Annotated in this window: 15 protein-coding genes; 11 read left to right on the top strand and 4 right to left on the bottom strand. The window is 39.2% G+C overall.

The window, feature by feature from the left end; all coding sequences use genetic code 11:
- Window positions 1–24 precede the first annotated feature (24 nt).
- The gene (gene tnpA, locus NSQ41_RS18400; RefSeq protein WP_339210633.1) at window positions 25–441 is read left to right on the top strand and encodes an IS200/IS605 family transposase; all 417 of its coding nucleotides are present in this window, start codon (window positions 25–27) and stop codon (window positions 439–441) included.
- Window positions 442–1722: an RNA-guided endonuclease TnpB family protein gene (locus NSQ41_RS18395; protein ID WP_094246128.1), complete on the top strand. Its 1281-nt coding sequence runs from the start codon at window positions 442–444 to the stop codon at window positions 1720–1722.
- 184 nt (window positions 1723–1906) lie between these two features.
- Here the strand turns inward: NSQ41_RS18395 and NSQ41_RS18390 are convergent, their stop codons facing one another.
- Entirely contained in the window at window positions 1907–2365 is a 459-nt protein-coding gene (locus NSQ41_RS18390; RefSeq protein ID WP_063388992.1) for a YwpF-like family protein, read from the bottom strand.
- A 73-nt stretch (window positions 2366–2438) separates the two neighbouring features.
- On the bottom strand, window positions 2439–2840 hold the full coding sequence (locus tag NSQ41_RS18385; protein ID WP_339210631.1) for a helix-turn-helix transcriptional regulator: 402 nt from the start codon (window positions 2838–2840) through the stop codon (window positions 2439–2441).
- A gap of 260 nt (window positions 2841–3100) precedes the next feature.
- On the opposite strand from NSQ41_RS18385, the gene NSQ41_RS18380 reads away from it, so the two are divergent.
- Both NSQ41_RS18380 and ssb read left to right on the top strand, forming a co-directional pair.
- Complete coding sequence (locus tag NSQ41_RS18380; RefSeq protein ID WP_339210630.1) at window positions 3101–3496, top strand: hypothetical protein; 396 nt, start codon at window positions 3101–3103, stop codon at window positions 3494–3496.
- 147 nt (window positions 3497–3643) lie between these two features.
- Window positions 3644–4027 (top strand): single-stranded DNA-binding protein, encoded by a 384-nt coding sequence (ssb, locus tag NSQ41_RS18375; RefSeq protein WP_311066645.1) that lies wholly within the window; start codon window positions 3644–3646, stop codon window positions 4025–4027.
- Window positions 4028–4844: 817 nt separating this feature from the next.
- Here the strand turns inward: ssb and NSQ41_RS18370 are convergent.
- Window positions 4845–7592 carry a DEAD/DEAH box helicase gene (locus NSQ41_RS18370; RefSeq protein ID WP_339210629.1) on the bottom strand — a complete coding sequence of 916 codons (2748 nt, stop codon included), beginning with the start codon at window positions 7590–7592 and terminating at the stop codon, window positions 4845–4847.
- Between the two features lie 49 nt (window positions 7593–7641).
- On the bottom strand, window positions 7642–9255 hold the full coding sequence (locus NSQ41_RS18365) for an SWIM zinc finger family protein (RefSeq protein WP_339210627.1): 1614 nt from the start codon (window positions 9253–9255) through the stop codon (window positions 7642–7644).
- Window positions 9256–9432: 177 nt separating this feature from the next.
- On the opposite strand from NSQ41_RS18365, the gene NSQ41_RS18360 reads away from it, so the two are divergent.
- The 7 genes from NSQ41_RS18360 (at window position 9433) to NSQ41_RS18330 (ending at window position 16021) form a co-directional block, all read left to right on the top strand.
- Entirely contained in the window at window positions 9433–9576 is a 144-nt protein-coding gene (locus tag NSQ41_RS18360) for a hypothetical protein (protein ID WP_339210626.1), read from the top strand.
- Between the two features lie 375 nt (window positions 9577–9951).
- Window positions 9952–10086, top strand: coding sequence for a hypothetical protein (locus NSQ41_RS18355; RefSeq protein WP_339210625.1), 135 nt, complete (start codon window positions 9952–9954; stop codon window positions 10084–10086).
- A 163-nt stretch (window positions 10087–10249) separates the two neighbouring features.
- Window positions 10250–10996: a YveK family protein gene (locus NSQ41_RS18350; RefSeq protein ID WP_339210624.1), complete on the top strand. Its 747-nt coding sequence runs from the start codon at window positions 10250–10252 to the stop codon at window positions 10994–10996.
- Window positions 10986–11684, top strand: coding sequence for a CpsD/CapB family tyrosine-protein kinase (locus tag NSQ41_RS18345; RefSeq protein ID WP_339210622.1), 699 nt, complete (start codon window positions 10986–10988; stop codon window positions 11682–11684). Before NSQ41_RS18350 ends, NSQ41_RS18345 begins: the two co-directional genes overlap by 11 nt.
- Window positions 11685–11781: 97 nt before the next feature.
- On the top strand, window positions 11782–12546 hold the full coding sequence (locus tag NSQ41_RS18340) for a CpsB/CapC family capsule biosynthesis tyrosine phosphatase (protein ID WP_339211664.1): 765 nt from the start codon (window positions 11782–11784) through the stop codon (window positions 12544–12546).
- Between the two features lie 720 nt (window positions 12547–13266).
- A complete protein-coding gene (galU, locus tag NSQ41_RS18335; protein WP_339211662.1) occupies window positions 13267–14148 on the top strand; it encodes a UTP--glucose-1-phosphate uridylyltransferase GalU in 882 nt (293 codons plus the stop codon).
- A gap of 40 nt (window positions 14149–14188) precedes the next feature.
- A complete protein-coding gene (locus NSQ41_RS18330) occupies window positions 14189–16021 on the top strand; it encodes a nucleoside-diphosphate sugar epimerase/dehydratase (protein ID WP_339210621.1) in 1833 nt (610 codons plus the stop codon).
- Window positions 16022–16278: the final 257 nt, after the last annotated feature.

Here is a 16278-nt window from a genome sequence, read left to right as displayed (position 1 = left end):
GTATATTTTTGATATACTATATGTATGAAGAAAACAAATTTAATTCACGCAAGAACTTGTGTTTATAATGTCAATTATTATATTGTATGGTCTGTGAAATATCGAAAGAAGGTTTTGACACAAGAGGTTGAGTTATATCTCAAGAAAATTTTTAAAGAGATTGCAGAAGAAAAAGGTTTTCTGTTGCAGATGGTAGAGGTGGGTGAACAAGATCATATTCATGTATTTGTATCAGCTCATCCAAAAATAGCACCTTCTTATATTGTCAAAATGTTAAAAGGGATTTCAGGGAGAAAAATTTTTCTGCAATTTCCTGAAATCAAACAAAAATTATGGAAAGGAGTATTATGGAACTCTAGTTATTATATTGAAACCGTTGGCTCTATTAGTGAGGATGTCATAAAACGCTATATTGCTAACCAAAAGAAAGGTGGTGACTAAATGAAAAAGGTATCGTATTTCACCTATAAAGCGAATCGAACCAATCAAATCATCTTATATCACTTGTGTTATGCCAGTCGGAAGTTATGGAATGTGGGGAACTATGAAAAACGGAATTGGTCGAAAGAACAAGGTGTACCGTTCCCGAATTGGTATGAACAGAAAAAACGATTAAAAACACATTTTTGGTATAAACAATTACCTGCTCAATCAGCACAAGAGGTCTTAAAAGTCTTGCAAGAAGCGTGGGTGTCTTTTTTCAAACTAAAGGAAAGCAATGGAATAGATAATCCACAACCACCACGATTCAAACATCAAAACTTTAATGTCCGTTTTCTAAATAACAGTTTCAAATTGGTGGAGAACAATACCAAAATTCGTTTACCCATTCCAAAGGCTCAAAAAGCCTTTTTAAAAGAAACGTATGGATTGGAAGAAAGTTATCTTTATATCCCGATTCCGAAACATATCGAAATCGAAAAGATAAAACTGATTGAAGTGAAACCCATCAGTCGAAAAGAATATACGATTTATCTGATTCAAGAATACAAAGATGTACCATTGAAACAAAAGAATAGCACGAAATTTTTATCGATTGACTTAGGGATTGCCAATGCGATGACTTGTTATGATTATCAAGGAAAAGCACACATCATTTCAGGAAGGCAATGGCTATCCGTTGAACGCTACTTTCATAAACAAATCGCCCATTTTCAAGCGATTGGTTTCGCTCAACAATGTGCTAAAGGAATACAATACCCGAAACCTTCCAGACGTGTGTTACAACTTTATCAAAAGAAAAGAAAACAAGTGCATCACATGTTGCATTGTATGACAAGAAAAGTGATTGATATTGCTCTGCAACAAGGAGTCGAAACGATTGTGATTGGTGACATTACAGGTATACGAGAACAAGCGAAATTCAACAAGAAAACGAATCAAAAATTGCATGGTTTTCCGTATGCGAAAATCATTCAAATGATACGGTATAAAGCGCAGGAGCAAGGAATAGATGTTCGTTTATTAACCGAAGAATACACCTCTCAAGCATGTTCAGTATGCCAAATGTTCCCTTGTGAAGAAAACGCAAAGCCGAGTAATCGGATTCATCGAGGGTTATATGTATGTAACGACTGTCATACAACCATCAATGCGGATGTGAATGGTGCTATCAATATCAGCAAAAAGTATCTGAAAGAGATTAAGGCTTTATCTCAATCAGTAGTGGTGTTGGACACGCCGACTGTGTATACGTTTAACGGACAACAGTTCGTTGCGTAGAACAGGAAGCTCGTCATTTCAATGACGAGTAGTTCACGAGTTAAATGAGGTGTCTCATAACTGATTTAAGTTAAAATTGATTAGATGTGGAGCATCTGCGGTTTCATCTAGGCAAATCTGGCCAGGATTTTTGTTGGCTTTCACATTAAAATACGCAGGACTATCCTTTTTCATGGAGGACTATTCAATTTTTTTTGAATCGGCATTTAGTTTTTGGATCATGGATTTTATGGATTGTTTTACTAAATGCCTCCAGCAGCTCTTGTCCGGATAGACCTTTTGAAATTAGTTCTCTGAGGACCATTTCTGCTTCCTGCTTGGAAGTTCGGTTATTATAGATTCTGCCGTCAAAAAGGACAGAAATATGATCCTTTAACATAGTGATCGAACGAATTTTTGCAATGATATGAGCGGGTCTATTATTTTTTTTAGTAATCGTGGCTAAAAGCTTGAGTTCATCATTATTTTGCAAATGGTGTTCAAAATAAGGACGAAACTGTTTAGAAAGAAGCGCCTCAATTAACCACGAATTTTCGCCGTCCTCTTTATTAATGATCAGCCCATCAGCAAGAGGTAAATTTTCGATGCGGTTTTCCTGATCTTTCCTCTCAACTTTCAATTCGACAAGCTTAAAGGTTTTCATGGTTCAAGGCCCCCAACTAGAGTTTATGCTTTATTATAACATAAAATAAAAAAGGCTTGACAAAAGTCAGCCTTTACTCTATTTTCAACAGTTCATGAATCATCGTAGCAACATACTGGGATAATTGCTGTTGATTATGATTCGTTTGCGCTAATTTTTTAATCGCATCGTATAAATTGGGATGTTTTATTAAAAAGTCAATTACTTCCTCCAAATGTTTTTCTGACCGATACGGTTCAAGCACTTCTGCCAACATGCTCGGGGTACCGCCTTGACCAACTAGATGATCAATGCTGATTTCGAGTGCTTCACTAATCGAAACAAGCTGCTCCAGACTAGGCTGCTGCACTCCAGTTTCCAATTTGCTGATTACTGATCTTGTCATATTCAATTTTTCGGCCAGCTGTTTCTGAGTCCATCCTTTTTCTTTTCGGAAAAATTTCATATTCATTTGAAATTTTTGCTGTGCGTTCACGATTCCACCAACTTTTCCATACCATTAAAAAATATGGTAAAGGAAAAAGAAGGCATCGTCAGATCGTAATAAGATCAATAAAATAAACGTTCAGTATTAGAACGAAATTGAAAAATGAAGAAAATACAAGAGATAAGGAGAATTTTCGACATTTTATAGGAAAAATGAACTAAAATACATATATTACAAATATTTCGTAAATATAGATAATTTTGACATTAAGGATTATACTTTTTTAAAAAGGCCTAAGGGGGGATTTGATGACGAAATATAAACTCAAAAAAATTCATATTATCCGCGGTCATGAAAATAGAACTAGAAATAAGGAATTCATGATGTTGAGGATTGGCGATTTTTCCGAAAATGAGCTTAGCTATCATTATTTTCAAATCCCGAGCGATGCGGTAATTGATGTATATTTTCAAATGGAGGATAAATTGTCAATATTGCGGGTAATGTTTGGTATGCAAGAAAAGCAGTTTTATGTTCAATTGTTTACATACGACCACACAACTCTTCGCTATAAAGAAGAAATCATCGATGAGCAAATGAAATCTTCTCCAATCTTCTCAAAGCTTTTGCAGAACATACACATCTATGGGTCGAATCATTTTTCCTTCATTACGACAAAAAATATGAAAAATCGCGAAAATTAATAAATCGTTGTTTATTTTCGAAAAATAGCTATAGGAAAATGAGAAAATCAACGTCGTTAAAGGCGGAAAAATCTAAAAATAGACATTTTTCTATTTTTTTAACTTCAGCTACAATAAGGGTGCACATTACGAGAAGGGAGGGATGATGTGATCAACCATGTGACGCTCGTCGGTCGATTAACGAAAGATCCTGAAATCCGCTATACAAGTGAAGGGGCTCCTGTTGCCAATATTACGCTGGCTGTGAGCCGCAACTTTCGCAATGCGGCAGGGGAAATCGACACAGATTTTGTTCATTGTACACTTTGGAGACGAACAGCTGAAAATACTGCAAATTACTGCCGGAAAGGATCGATCGTTGGCGTAATCGGAAGAATTCAAACGCGAAACTATGAAAACAGCGAGGGCAAAAAAGTGTACGTAACAGAAGTTGTTGCGGATTCCGTTCGATTTATGGGCACTCCGCCGCAAAGAATACGGGCAAGAGAGCTTTTCGATCCGGAATCCGCACCTGAACAGTCTGAGGCATAGTAAGTCTGACTTTAGAGGAAAAACAATCCTTTCGTCCTCAGCAAAATAAGGCATGTTTGATGTAAAGTAAGTTTGCTTTTGATTCCGCAGAAGAAACGTAAATCAATCTTATGAGAAGAAAGTCCACCTTTTGACACAAATCGAAAATGGACTTCCGTTAGCTAAGTCGTCCGCTTTTTTCCTTCCAGTGAAAAGAAAAAATCACAAGGCATCCCCTAAAAGCTCCCTCAACCTTTGGCCAGCCGTTTTTTTGAGGCTGGCTGTTTTGTTGAGAGGAAAGGAATTATCAGCTAATGAAAGGTAACAGCCGTTTTTTAGAAATGACGTTTTGATCCATTTTGTTCAAATTTTTTAGAGATGAAAATGATGCTTCATTTTATAAAAGCTTCAACCGCTCCATTCTTGGCTTCCTTTTAATGTATTTATGCTGTTTCGTCGAGACTGCTTCCAACTTCCGGTCTTTGCCTCAGCCTCATTAAAATTGATAAGACTCCAAGATCTTTTTTTGTGGTGTATAGACTCCGCTCCTCACTCCCAAAAAGAGTGGTTAAAAGAGTTCTTATTTATTTGCAGCTTTTATTAATTCTTCATAAAGTTTTTCCCATTCCGGGGCATGTGTTTCCGTTTTAGAATCTTTTTTTGCCAAGAAGATTCCCTCCTTTTTTAACAGCTTAAGAATGGAATAATCCCTTTGCTTTCAAACTTTGACAAAAGAAGTCGCTAAAGTAGACATAGTCACTTTTTAAAAAGCTTTACATTTTAACACTTTATCGTCTTTTTTTATTCCTCAGTCGTTTTCGATCGATGCAGACACGCTTTATCGTCTTTCTTCATTTCTGAGTGCAATTAAGTCCTTCAATTCTTCTGTGGAAAGTTCGGTGATCCAGTTGTCGCTTTGGATCAGCTCTTCGTTTAATGCTTGTTTTTTCTCGATCATGTCGTCGATTTTCTCTTCAATTGTGCCGGTAGTAATCAGTTTATGCACGTGGACAAACCGCTTTTGGCCGATGCGGTAGGCGCGGTCGGTTGCCTGGTTTTCAACGGCCGGGTTCCACCAACGGTCAAAATGGATGACGTGGTTGGCGGCTGTCAAATTTAATCCTGTGCCTCCGGCTTTCAGCGACAAAATAAACAAGCGGCTGCCTCCATTTTGAAACGTCTCGACAAGTTTGTCCCTTTCTGTTTTGGATAAGCCTCCGTGCAAAAATAAAACGTCTATTTTAAATGTTTTTTCAAGCAAGTTTTTCAGCATTTTCCCCATTTGAATGTACTGGGTAAAAATTAAACAGCTTTCGTCTTGATTCAAAATAGCTTCAACTAATTCAAGCAGCTTATCGATTTTATGAGACCGGCCTTGAAGAGTAGAAACAGCCTCTTCCTTCAAATAAAGAGCGGGGTGATTGCAAATTTGTTTCAGCTTGCCCAGCATTTTTAAAATGAGTGCTTTCCGCTCGAAGCCGTCCGCTTTCATTACTTCCTCAAGTGTGTCTTTGACAAGCTGTTCATATAATGATGCCTGCTCGACGGTGAGCGGCACGTACTCCTTCTGTTCTTGTTTTTCCGGTAAATTCAGTGCGACATGCTCATCGCGTTTTGTTCTTCGAAGCAGAAACGGCCTGATCATGCTGCGCAGTTTTTGAATTTTGTCCGGTTTTTCCCCTTTTTCGATCGGAAGCACATATTGCTTCTGAAATTGGTGAAGGCTTCCTAAAAGACCTTTATTGATAAAATCAAAAATGGCCCAAAGCTCCGTCAAACGGTTTTCTATCGGCGTTCCTGTCAGCGCAATGCGCTGATGGCTGTTCAATTTCCGGATAGATCGCGATTGTTTCGTATGGGCGTTTTTAATATTTTGCGCTTCATCGATGCAGAGGCTGGACCAATGAACAGAAGAAAGTTCGTCAAAATCAACGTGGCTTAAGCCGTAAGATGTCAAAACAATATCGGAGCCCAAAACCTTTTTTTGAAATGCTTCGCCTTTTTTCCGGTTTTGGCCGTAATGTAAATAAACGTTTAATTGAGGCGCGAATTTTTCTATTTCCTTTTGCCAGTTGCCGAGCACGGACGTCGGCACGATGATCAGTGCGGGCGTTTCCGGCTTCTCCCGTTCCTTCACATATTGAAAATAAGCAATCATCTGCACTGTTTTCCCAAGCCCCATATCGTCTGCCAAACACGCGCCAAAACCGAAGCGGCGTAAAAATAACAGCCAATCCAAGCCTTGTTTTTGATAAGGTCTGAGGGTGCCGGCGAAATGTTTCGGCAGGCTTACCGAAGGGATTTCCGAAAGCTCCCCCAGCTGCTTCACCATTTTTTTTAATGTGCTGTTTAATTTGATTTCGATCCCAGCAAATGGGCGCTCTAGCTCGTCCCCCTCTTCGCGATTTCGCCCAAATTCCTGCTCTAAAATATCAAAAATGTGGAGGCCTTCTTTTTCTGCACGCTTCAGCATTTTTTTCATCTGCTCGATCATTGACGGATCAAGCATGATCCATTTTCCCCGTATGTTGACGAGCCGCCGTTTGTGCTCAACCAGCTGTTCAAATTCCTCTTCGGTCAGCTCCACGCCGTTTGTTGCGATCCGCCAATTAAAGTCGATGAGGGAATTCATCCCGACAAACGATCTTCCTTTCGGGACGGTATTCACATGCGCTTTCAATGCCAGGCTTGATTGCTTCACCGCCTGCCACCAAGATGGCAGGAGAATCTCGACGCCTGAATTGATGAATGTTTCGCTTGCTTCAAATAAAAAACGCCACGCTTCTTGTTCGTTTAATAGAGCTTCTCCATTTTCAAATGCAAGCCATGGGACGATTGTAGAAAATCGCTGCTGTTCACGCTCAATCGTGTCCGTATATTTCCGCCATTTAGCCGGCAGAGAGCTTTTCCCCTTGTATAAAAGAAAAGAATCTTTGTCTGTTTGGTCTCGCAAAAACATTTCCAGTCTCCAAATGCCGCCATCCTGTTCAGGTTCATTTAAACGAAAGCCGATTTGAAACGGCTGATCGTTTAATCGCCAGCCTATTTTCTCAAGCCAGTCCTGCTCGTCAAGAAAATGCCCTTCAAACGATGTGAGCAAAGGATATGTTTCGACAAGCTGATCCCAAGCACGTTTCGCTCCTGCGCTTCTTTCCAAAAGGTCAGAAACGGCAGCGGAAAACCATGGAAGATCAATTTCCTTAACCGTGTTATCCTTCGGCTTCCAGCCCAGCTTTCCTTTTTGCCAAGATGAATAGTCAGGCATGAAGTTACCGGTCTGAACAAGCTGAAAAATCAGTTCAGCTGTTTGCGATGTCTGGTCAAGATCGCTAGAAAAGGAAATATTGAGCAAAGAGTTGACAGGTCGTTTGGCAAAAAATTCGACCGCCTGCCACGGCGAAAGCAGAATACAATTGTCTGATACACGCAAATCGGTGCCGTAAAAGGAAGAAGTATGCCAAATAAATGCATATTGCTGCCATTCCTTAAGCGCAAGAAAGGTGCCAGCTTCATCTGTACACCAAATGCTGTATTGATAATCTCCGATTTTCTCGGCACAAATCACAAGACTAGTTGTGGTGAACATGTCCCCACTTCCTTTTCTGTTGAATACTTTTGATCTTTAAGCGTGTGCATTACATCAATTTTCCTTTTACGAGCTCTTCTTGAAAAGCGCGAAGGCGTTTATACTCGCTCGTAATATGCTGAAAATAGTGTTCCCAAGTGTCCATATCGCCCGTTTTTTTATAAACGCGTTTCAGTCTTTTTAAATATTTCACAGCGTCTTTGTAGCTTGATCGGTTTTTGGCAGCGATTTTGCCGGCAATTTCTTGATGCAATAGGGGAAGCAGCACACCGGGTGCTTTTTTTTCAATGACAGTAAGAAGCCGGCTCTCTACATCATCTAGAGAGAAACCGATCGAAAGCTGAAGCTCCGCCCATGTATGAAACAGGCCTCTTTCAATTAAATATTCATGATAAACTGCATAGCTGTACGGAAGAAGCTTTCGGCAAGCGTGTTCGAACGTCTCGTCATCCCCAGCTTGAGCACGGTAATGTTCAAACTCATTTAATAAATAATATATCGTTTCTTGTCGATCGTAAAAATATTCTACTTGAATATACAAATTGGCTTGATCAAGAATCACCGGAACCCATTTTCGGAACCGTTTAAATTCTTTTCGTTTGTTCATCGATATAATCCAATCAAACAAAAACGGCAAAAGAGGAAGATCAGTTTCATGCAAGTAATGGATGATATGGTCGTCGTTTTTGTCCAAAAAATCAAAATGGAAAATAGCGAGTTCGCATTCAAGAATGAACAAACCGCCTTTTTTCATTTCATCATCTTTTTGATGTTCAAGAATCGTCCGCTCTTCTTCCATCCACTTTTTTCTGTTCAGTAAATACTCCCAGATGATCCGGTAAATAACGACTCGCTCATAGAGAAAAGCTTTGCCGCAAAACAAAAGCTCGCGGATGTGATCCCTCATGTCATGTAAAATGGGATCAGCGGAAAAAGGTAAAGGCGTTGTTTTGATTTGCTTTACATGTTCAATGATCTCAAGCTGCAATTCTTCTATCACCTGAGCAGCATACTGGAAAAGAGCTGGCGAATTTGTATTTGTTTCGTTTTGATGGCAAAAACGGCAAATTTCAACAAGCAGACTACTTGCCAGCATGATATGGTAGAGAGGTTTTAATTCTCGGTTTTCAGGCTCCTTTTTTTTCAGAAGCGGATACACTTTATACCAAATCGCGTAAATTCTTTGTGTACCGAAGAGCGTTTCGACATTGTCCAGTTCGGCTTTAAAAAGCTCCGCCCAATCTTCGGCCGATTGTTCACTCGGCTTCATTCCTTTTTGAATCAAGCCTTCCTCCTTCCACATGGCAAGTTTTTTGTTTGGATTTTCTTTCCATTTGCTAAAAAAATTACCGAGATCGTCTGTAAATGCATAAATATATAAAAAAACAGCAATGAGATGACGGCATGGAAACTCATTAGAACAGGAACAGCTTGACAGCTGAAAATATTCCAAATCAAGCTTGACATATGCGCGCTCTACGTCCTCAACAGCCGCCGAAATAAATATTCCTTCCTGCTTGACATTAAACACGTTTCCTTGTCTATATAAAAGAAACCCTTTTTTTATCCACTCACGGTGTTCCTCTGTTTCAGGGGAAAGCATGTTTATCACTTGTTCTGAACAATGAAGCACTAATTGTTTATCGAAAATATGGGAAGGCATGAGAAGTCCGCTCCTTTGTCGTTTATAGCAACACGTTCCTTACGATTATAGCGCAAAATGCGAAATCGAACACTATTCTTGTCTAGTAAACTATTGCAACTTTGATTTGATGTTAGTATAATTGTCATATCTTGCTGTTTATTTTTGTAAAAATATGAAGAAAGGAAATTTTTCAGAATGGAAGAGACAAAGAAAATCCAGGATGAATTTCTGAAAATTCTCCTTAATGCGTATATGCAAGGTGAAACGAACGAACATGTCACAACGAAAGAATTGTTAAAACAGCTTGAACACGAGATTAAAAAGGTGTATGTATCATAGCTGTGGGATTGTGGCATTATCCCGCAACATACTGAAAGTAGCCGGCATCCGCCAGATACTTTCAAACAAAAATAGAAATATACGAAATCAAGTAGAGAAAAACGGTTTGTTTTTCTCTACTTGATTTATTTTAAGTGACTTATCTGACATCTCCTTTCATTCTGCATGTTTTAAAAGCTAGGGAACGTTTGATTGTTCTATCTCCTCCGAACTAAAAATAAGCCTTTTTTCCTGTAAACATCATAAGGCGGCTGACCGATATGGGTAATGTAGTTCTTACTTCATATTATTTTTGTAAGGATTTGTGAAGTTTTTGATGACGCTTTCTTGGTATTTGCTAGGAGAAGCGCATCAGGGGAAGGGGAGGGTGAAGGGTTGAAAGGTCAATGGTTGACACCGGAAGAAATCGAGGCGAGAAGAAAAATTAAAAAAATGTGCCTTTATATCATTTTTCCGGTTTTTGCTGTTGCCATTGGGGTGGCTTCTGCAATTTTGCTGAATACGATGTAGGAAGAAAGTGTCAGGAGGTGAATTGAAGCGATTCGCCTCCTTACACTTTTTTCTGAAAAAGGACAAAATTCTCTATAAAAATTGTCGAATCAACTAGATGTTGGAAGAATTTAATATTATAATAAATTGATAGGTAATGACATTTTTTGCAACGGAGGTAAACATGGAAGAAACAATTAGTTTAAAAGAGATATTGGATACATTGAAAAAACGGATCAGCTTAATTATTCTCATTACGGCGATTGCAACAGCGGCAAGCGGCATTGTCAGCTATTTTTTTATGACGCCGATATATCAAGCTTCCACCCAAATTTTAGTCAACCAAACGAAGGATGACCAAGCCGCTTTTCAATACAACGAAATTCAAACGAATTTGCAGCTCATTAATACATACAATGTCATTATTAAAAGTCCAAGAATTTTGGAGCTGGTGATTGAAGAGCTGGGTTTAAACGAGACGGTCGACGAATTAAATGAAAAAATTACGGTCGGAAGCGAAAAGGACTCGCAGGTCGTCAACATTTCCGTTCAAGATCCTGACCCGAATCACGCAGCAAATATTGCCAACACGATCGCGAGCGTTTTTCAAAAGGAAATTAAAAATATTATGAACGTTGACAACGTCAACATTTTGTCGAAAGCGGAAGTGAAAGAGAATGTTTCTCCTGTCAAGCCGAAGCCTGTCTTAAATATGGCGATTGCGTTTGTTGTCGGATTGATGGCCGGCGTTGGACTTGCGTTTTTGCTTGAGTATCTTGACAACACGGTAAAGACAGAGCAGGATATTGAGAAGCTTTTGGAGCTTCCTGTGCTTGGGGCAATTTCTGAAATGGACAATGAAATGAACAGTTCGACAATGAATCAAGCGGTAAAAAAATCGAGAGTCAGGGGTGAGACGTATGGCGCCTAGAGCGAAAGGAATGAAGCAAAAACAGCGCACATTGATCACGGCGCTCAACCCGAAGTCGCCGATCTCTGAACAGTACCGGACGATTCGGACAAACATTCAATTTTCGTCTGTGGACCATGAAATTCGTTCAATCATGATTACATCAACAGGCCCTGGAGAAGGGAAGTCGACAACGGCGGCAAACTTGGCTGTTGTGTTTGCTCAGCAAAGGAAGCAGGTGCTGTTAATTGACGCTGATTTGCGCAAACCGACAGTTCATTATACATTCCGTCTGCAAAACATTCACGGATTGACGAGTGTGTTGTTGAAAAATGCGACTTTGCAGGAAGCTGTGTCGGTAAGTGAAGTTGATCATTTGGACGTTTTAACGAGCGGACCGATTCCTCCGAATCCAGCCGAGCTTTTGTCATCGAGAAGCATGGTGGAGTTGCTCAAAGAAGCTTATGATCAGTACGACATTGTGATTATTGATTCTCCGCCTCTTTTAGCGGTAGCGGATGCGCAAATTTTGGCTAATCAAGTCGATGCGTCGATCATGGTGGTGGCAAGCGGAAAAACGGAGAGAGAAGCAGCGTTAAAAGGAAAAGAATCATTGTTGTCGGCAAAAAGCAAGCTGTTAGGAGTTGTATTAAACGGCAAGCCGCAGAAAGACAGCCATTATTACTATTATTACGGCGGGAAAAATTAGGTATTTTTACCCATTTTTTCTTTGAAAAAAACAGTCTACTGGTTTAAAATGAGAAATATCTGATTTTTTTCCGTGATTTGAAGGATGGTTTCGTATGATGATTGATCTGCACTGTCATATATTGCCGGAAGTGGACGATGGAGCGAAGCATTTGACTGAAAGTATCGAAATGGCGCGAGCGGCTGTCCGTCAAGGGATTTCGGTCATTACCGCTACACCGCACCATAAAAACGGGAAGTTTGACAATGAATGGAGCTTCGTTATAGAAAAGACAGAAAAATTGAATGAAACATTGAAACAGGAAGGAATTCCGCTTACAGTTGTTCCCGGCCAAGAGATCCGGCTGTACGGGGAACTGCTTGAAGACTTTTCGGCTGGGAACTGCGGCGGTTTAAATCAGTCAAACTATATTTTAATTGAGTTTCCTTCAAACCATGTGCCAAGATATGCGGAACGGTTGATATTTGATATGATGATGGCCGGGCTGAATCCGATCATTGCCCATCCAGAGAGAAACAGCGAAATTGCGCAAAATCCCGACCTTTTGTACAAGCTTGTAAAGCAAGGAGCGGCAGCCCAGCTGACAGCAGCAAGCATTACGGGAACGTTTGGCAGCAAAATTAAAAAATTTTCTTTCGAGTTGCTAAATGCCAATCTTGTCCATTTTATTGCTTCAGATGCGCACAATTTGAAGTATAGGAGCTTTCACATGCAGGAAGCTTTTGCGGAGGTGGAAGAACAATTCGGCATAGATGCGGTCGAATATTTCAAAGATAACGCCGACTGCGTCATCCGAAACGAATCGATTTACAAAGAACCTCCCGAGCGCATCAAAAAAAAGAAGTTTTTTGGAATTTTCTAAATTACAATATATTGAAAGGCTATTAGCGCCTTTTCTATATAATATATTGTTTTTTAGAATTTTTTTAAAGGTGATGTCTCTTTACCTTTATCAATAGAGGCACTCGGCCGCACTGTGGGTGCTTCCCAAAGGACACCTTAGACGCTAGTCGTCGATGGTGCGGTGTGAGGGCGGGTTAGATGCCCGGTTTATTAACACGGTATATTGAAAGATATGCCTATAGACCTGTATCTTTTTCACGTGCTTCACCGGTTTATTAACACGATATATTGAAAGAATTCACTGGTGAACGCCCAAAATTGTAGGCAGCTGTAAAGCATTCTTTACTCTACATGGAAAGGAAAATTATACTATTTTATGAATGATTGGATTGAGTAAAAAAGCAATATTGAACAAACACAAGAAAGTATTGATAAAATTAACAGGAAAACATTGACTTATATAAAAAATCTTAATTGAAATTTGCATCAAACATATTAAGCTTTGTTTATTAAACAGTCTGCAAATTGTCAGTAAATAATTTACCTAAAACAGAGAGAACTAAATAAAGAGTATTTAAACAAAAAATGCTAAAACTAAAAAACAAAACTGGAAAACCACTAGAAACAAAAAGTGGTTATTGTTTTCAAAACCGATATGAATCTACGTATGCTCTATTGATGAATAGATTATACGTAGGTCCGTATAAACAAAAAGTACAAAGGGAAGTGAGTGAGTATATTGAAAAAAGTGAGGAAAGCCATCATACCAGCTGCGGGGCTCGGAACAAGATTTTTGCCTGCAACGAAAGCGATGCCGAAAGAAATGCTGCCGATCGTTGATAAACCGACGATTCAATACATAGTAGAAGAAGCGATCGAATCCGGAATTGAAGACATCATCATCGTCACCGGAAAAGGAAAAAGAGCGATCGAAGATCATTTTGACAACAACTTTGAGCTTGAACAAAATTTAGTGGAAAAAGAAAAATTTGATCTCTTGGAAAAAGTGCGCCAATCTTCCAAAGTAGATATTCATTACATACGGCAAAAGGAACCAAAAGGGCTTGGACATGCTGTCTGGTGCGCTCGGAAATTTATCGGTGACGAACCGTTTGCGGTGCTTCTTGGAGATGACATCGTGCAAGCGGACAAGCCTTGCTTAAAACAATTGATGGACGAATATGGAAAAACGGGAGCATCGATCATCGGCGTACAGCCTGTTCCTGAAGAAGAAACACACCGCTACGGCATCATCGAACCGCTCGAGCAAACGGGCCGCCGATACGAAGTCAAAAACTTCGTCGAAAAGCCGGCAAAAGGAACCGCGCCATCCAACCTCGCCATTATGGGTAGGTACATACTAACACCTGAAATTTTCCGGTTTTTAGAAGAACAAAAAATCGGAGCTGGCGGCGAAATCCAGCTAACAGACGCCATCCAAAAACTGAACGAAATTCAGCGCGTCTTCGCCTACAACTTCGAAGGAAAACGGTATGATGTCGGGGAAAAGATCGGATTTATTAAGACGACGATCGAGTTTGCGATGAAAAACGAAGAACTAAAGCCAGAGTTGATACAGTTTATGGAAGAGTTGATAAAAATACATAAAATTACTAATTAAATGCTATTTAAAGAGAAAATGAAAGGGGGGGAATCGGCGCTTGACATATCAAAAAAGATTGTCATTGTTAATATTGCTCGATTCGATGATTGTACTTACCTCTATTTATTTATGCTACTGGCTTTTGTACCCAAATCAAACAATCAAGGTACCAGTTTTAGTTATTATAAGTTCAATTTCTATGTTATGCTGCCATCACATTTTTGCGTATATTTATAAACTATATAAAAAAGCATGGCAGTATGCGAGCATCGGTGAGTTGTTAAGTATATTTAAAGCAGTTACTTTATCTATCATTGTTACAGCTATTATTCAATTTATTCTTACAAATGACATTTATATCCGTATGCTTACTGTTACTTGGATGCTTCATATTTTGCTCATTGGCGGTTCCCGTTTTGCATGGAGAATTTTCAGAGATAATTATATGACAAAAGCAATTGATAAAAAGAGAACTTTAATCATTGGCGCAGGTGCAGCAGGTACGATGGTGGTACGACAGCTTTTGCGTAACAAAGAGGCAGAGCTCTATCCTGTTGCCTTTGTTGACGATGATCCGAAAAAACAACAGCTTGACATTTTAAATGTTCCTGTTGCTGGAATGATTCGTGATATTCCCCATATTGTTCAAAAAATGAACATTGAACATATAATTATTGCGATTCCATCCTTAAATAAAAGAAAAATGAATGCTATTTTTGAAGTTTGTACGAAAACAAACGCAAAAACACAAATTGTTCCGATGTTGGAAGACATTTTGGAAGGAAAGGTATCCGTTAATCAATTCCGTGATGTCCAAGTCGAAGATTTATTAGGTCGTGAGCCAGTTGAATTAGATATGCAAAGCATTTCAGAAAAACTAACGGGAAAAACAATTCTTGTGACAGGTGCGGGAGGTTCGATCGGTTCGGAAATTTGCCGTCAAGTATGTAAGTTCCATCCTAAAAAAATCCTTTTGTTAGGACATGGAGAAAACAGTATCTATCAAATAGATTTGGAGTTAAGAAAAAAATATCAAGACAAATTCGAAATTGTTCCTATTATAGCGGACATACAAGATCGTGAACGCATCTTCGAAGTGATGGAAGAGCATAAACCCAATGTTGTATATCATGCGGCTGCCCATAAACATGTACCTTTAATGGAATACAATCCTAAGGAAGCAGTCAAAAACAACATTTTCGGAACGAAAAATGTTGCCGAAGCAGCGGATACATTTGGTGTCAATAATTTTGTGTTAATCTCAACTGATAAAGCAGTGAATCCGACGAATGTGATGGGGGCTACAAAACGCTTTGCCGAAATGCTCATACAGCAATTGGACAAGCGAAGTAATACAAAATTTGTTGCCGTTCGATTTGGAAATGTTTTAGGTAGCAGAGGGAGCGTTATTCCGTTATTTAAAAAGCAAATTCAAGAAGGTGGTCCCGTGACGGTTACTCACCCCGACATGACACGTTATTTTATGACAATCCCCGAAGCATCCAGGCTGGTCATTCAAGCTGGAGCACTTGCAAATGGCGGGGAAATTTTTGTTTTAGATATGGGTGAACCGGTGAAAATTGTTGAGTTGGCAAAAAATTTAATCAAATTATCAGGATACACCGTCGAAGAAATAGGTATCAAATTTACCGGCATTCGACCAGGTGAAAAGTTGTTTGAAGAACTTCTCAATGAAAACGAAGTGCATCCGGAGCAGGTGTTTCCGAAAATATTTATCGGGAAAGCAACGATGGTGGACGAAAAAATTCTTCGTGACTTTATGGAAGAGTTTGAAGAGATGGATAAAGAAGAGGTTAGGGAAAGATTGTTGGAGATTGCGAATAATCGATTTATATCGTCGGTTTCTATCAATTCTGTGTTTAATCAATAGTTGTTATAAGTATTGAGGAATGCCAATTTGCTTAACTTTTGTTTAGTAGATTCTCTAACTATCATCAATGAAGTGAACTCTTAATAAAAACTGAATTCAGTTAATGTTTTAAACAATGGAGATTGGTGGAAACCTCTTTGGTATGCCTTATTTATCCACTTTGTCTTGTTGGATCGAAGTGTAACTGTTGATGTGTTTGTCAAAAGTAATTATTATTGATGTTGTCTATTTTAGGTAGACTATCCTATTCAAAGCTA

Origin of the sequence: Aeribacillus sp. FSL K6-8210 (assembly GCF_037963925.1) — a bacterium.
GTDB classification, from domain to species: domain Bacteria; phylum Bacillota; class Bacilli; order Bacillales; family Aeribacillaceae; genus Aeribacillus; species Aeribacillus composti.
This window is presented reverse-complemented; position numbering and strand designations above follow the sequence as displayed.

Coding starts and splice junctions, on each gene's coding strand:
- tnpA (WP_339210633.1), top strand. CDS start 25: ATGAAGAAAACAAATTTAATTCACGCAAGAACTTGTGTTTATAATGTC.
- NSQ41_RS18395 (WP_094246128.1), top strand. CDS start 442: ATGAAAAAGGTATCGTATTTCACCTATAAAGCGAATCGAACCAATCAA.
- NSQ41_RS18390 (WP_063388992.1), bottom strand. CDS start 2,365: ATGAAAACCTTTAAGCTTGTCGAATTGAAAGTTGAGAGGAAAGATCAG.
- NSQ41_RS18380 (WP_339210630.1), top strand. CDS start 3,101: ATGACGAAATATAAACTCAAAAAAATTCATATTATCCGCGGTCATGAA.
- NSQ41_RS18370 (WP_339210629.1), bottom strand. CDS start 7,592: ATGTTCACCACAACTAGTCTTGTGATTTGTGCCGAGAAAATCGGAGAT.
- NSQ41_RS18365 (WP_339210627.1), bottom strand. CDS start 9,255: ATGCCTTCCCATATTTTCGATAAACAATTAGTGCTTCATTGTTCAGAA.
- NSQ41_RS18360 (WP_339210626.1), top strand. CDS start 9,433: ATGGAAGAGACAAAGAAAATCCAGGATGAATTTCTGAAAATTCTCCTT.
- NSQ41_RS18350 (WP_339210624.1), top strand. CDS start 10,250: ATGGAAGAAACAATTAGTTTAAAAGAGATATTGGATACATTGAAAAAA.
- NSQ41_RS18345 (WP_339210622.1), top strand. CDS start 10,986: ATGGCGCCTAGAGCGAAAGGAATGAAGCAAAAACAGCGCACATTGATC.
- NSQ41_RS18340 (WP_339211664.1), top strand. CDS start 11,782: ATGATTGATCTGCACTGTCATATATTGCCGGAAGTGGACGATGGAGCG.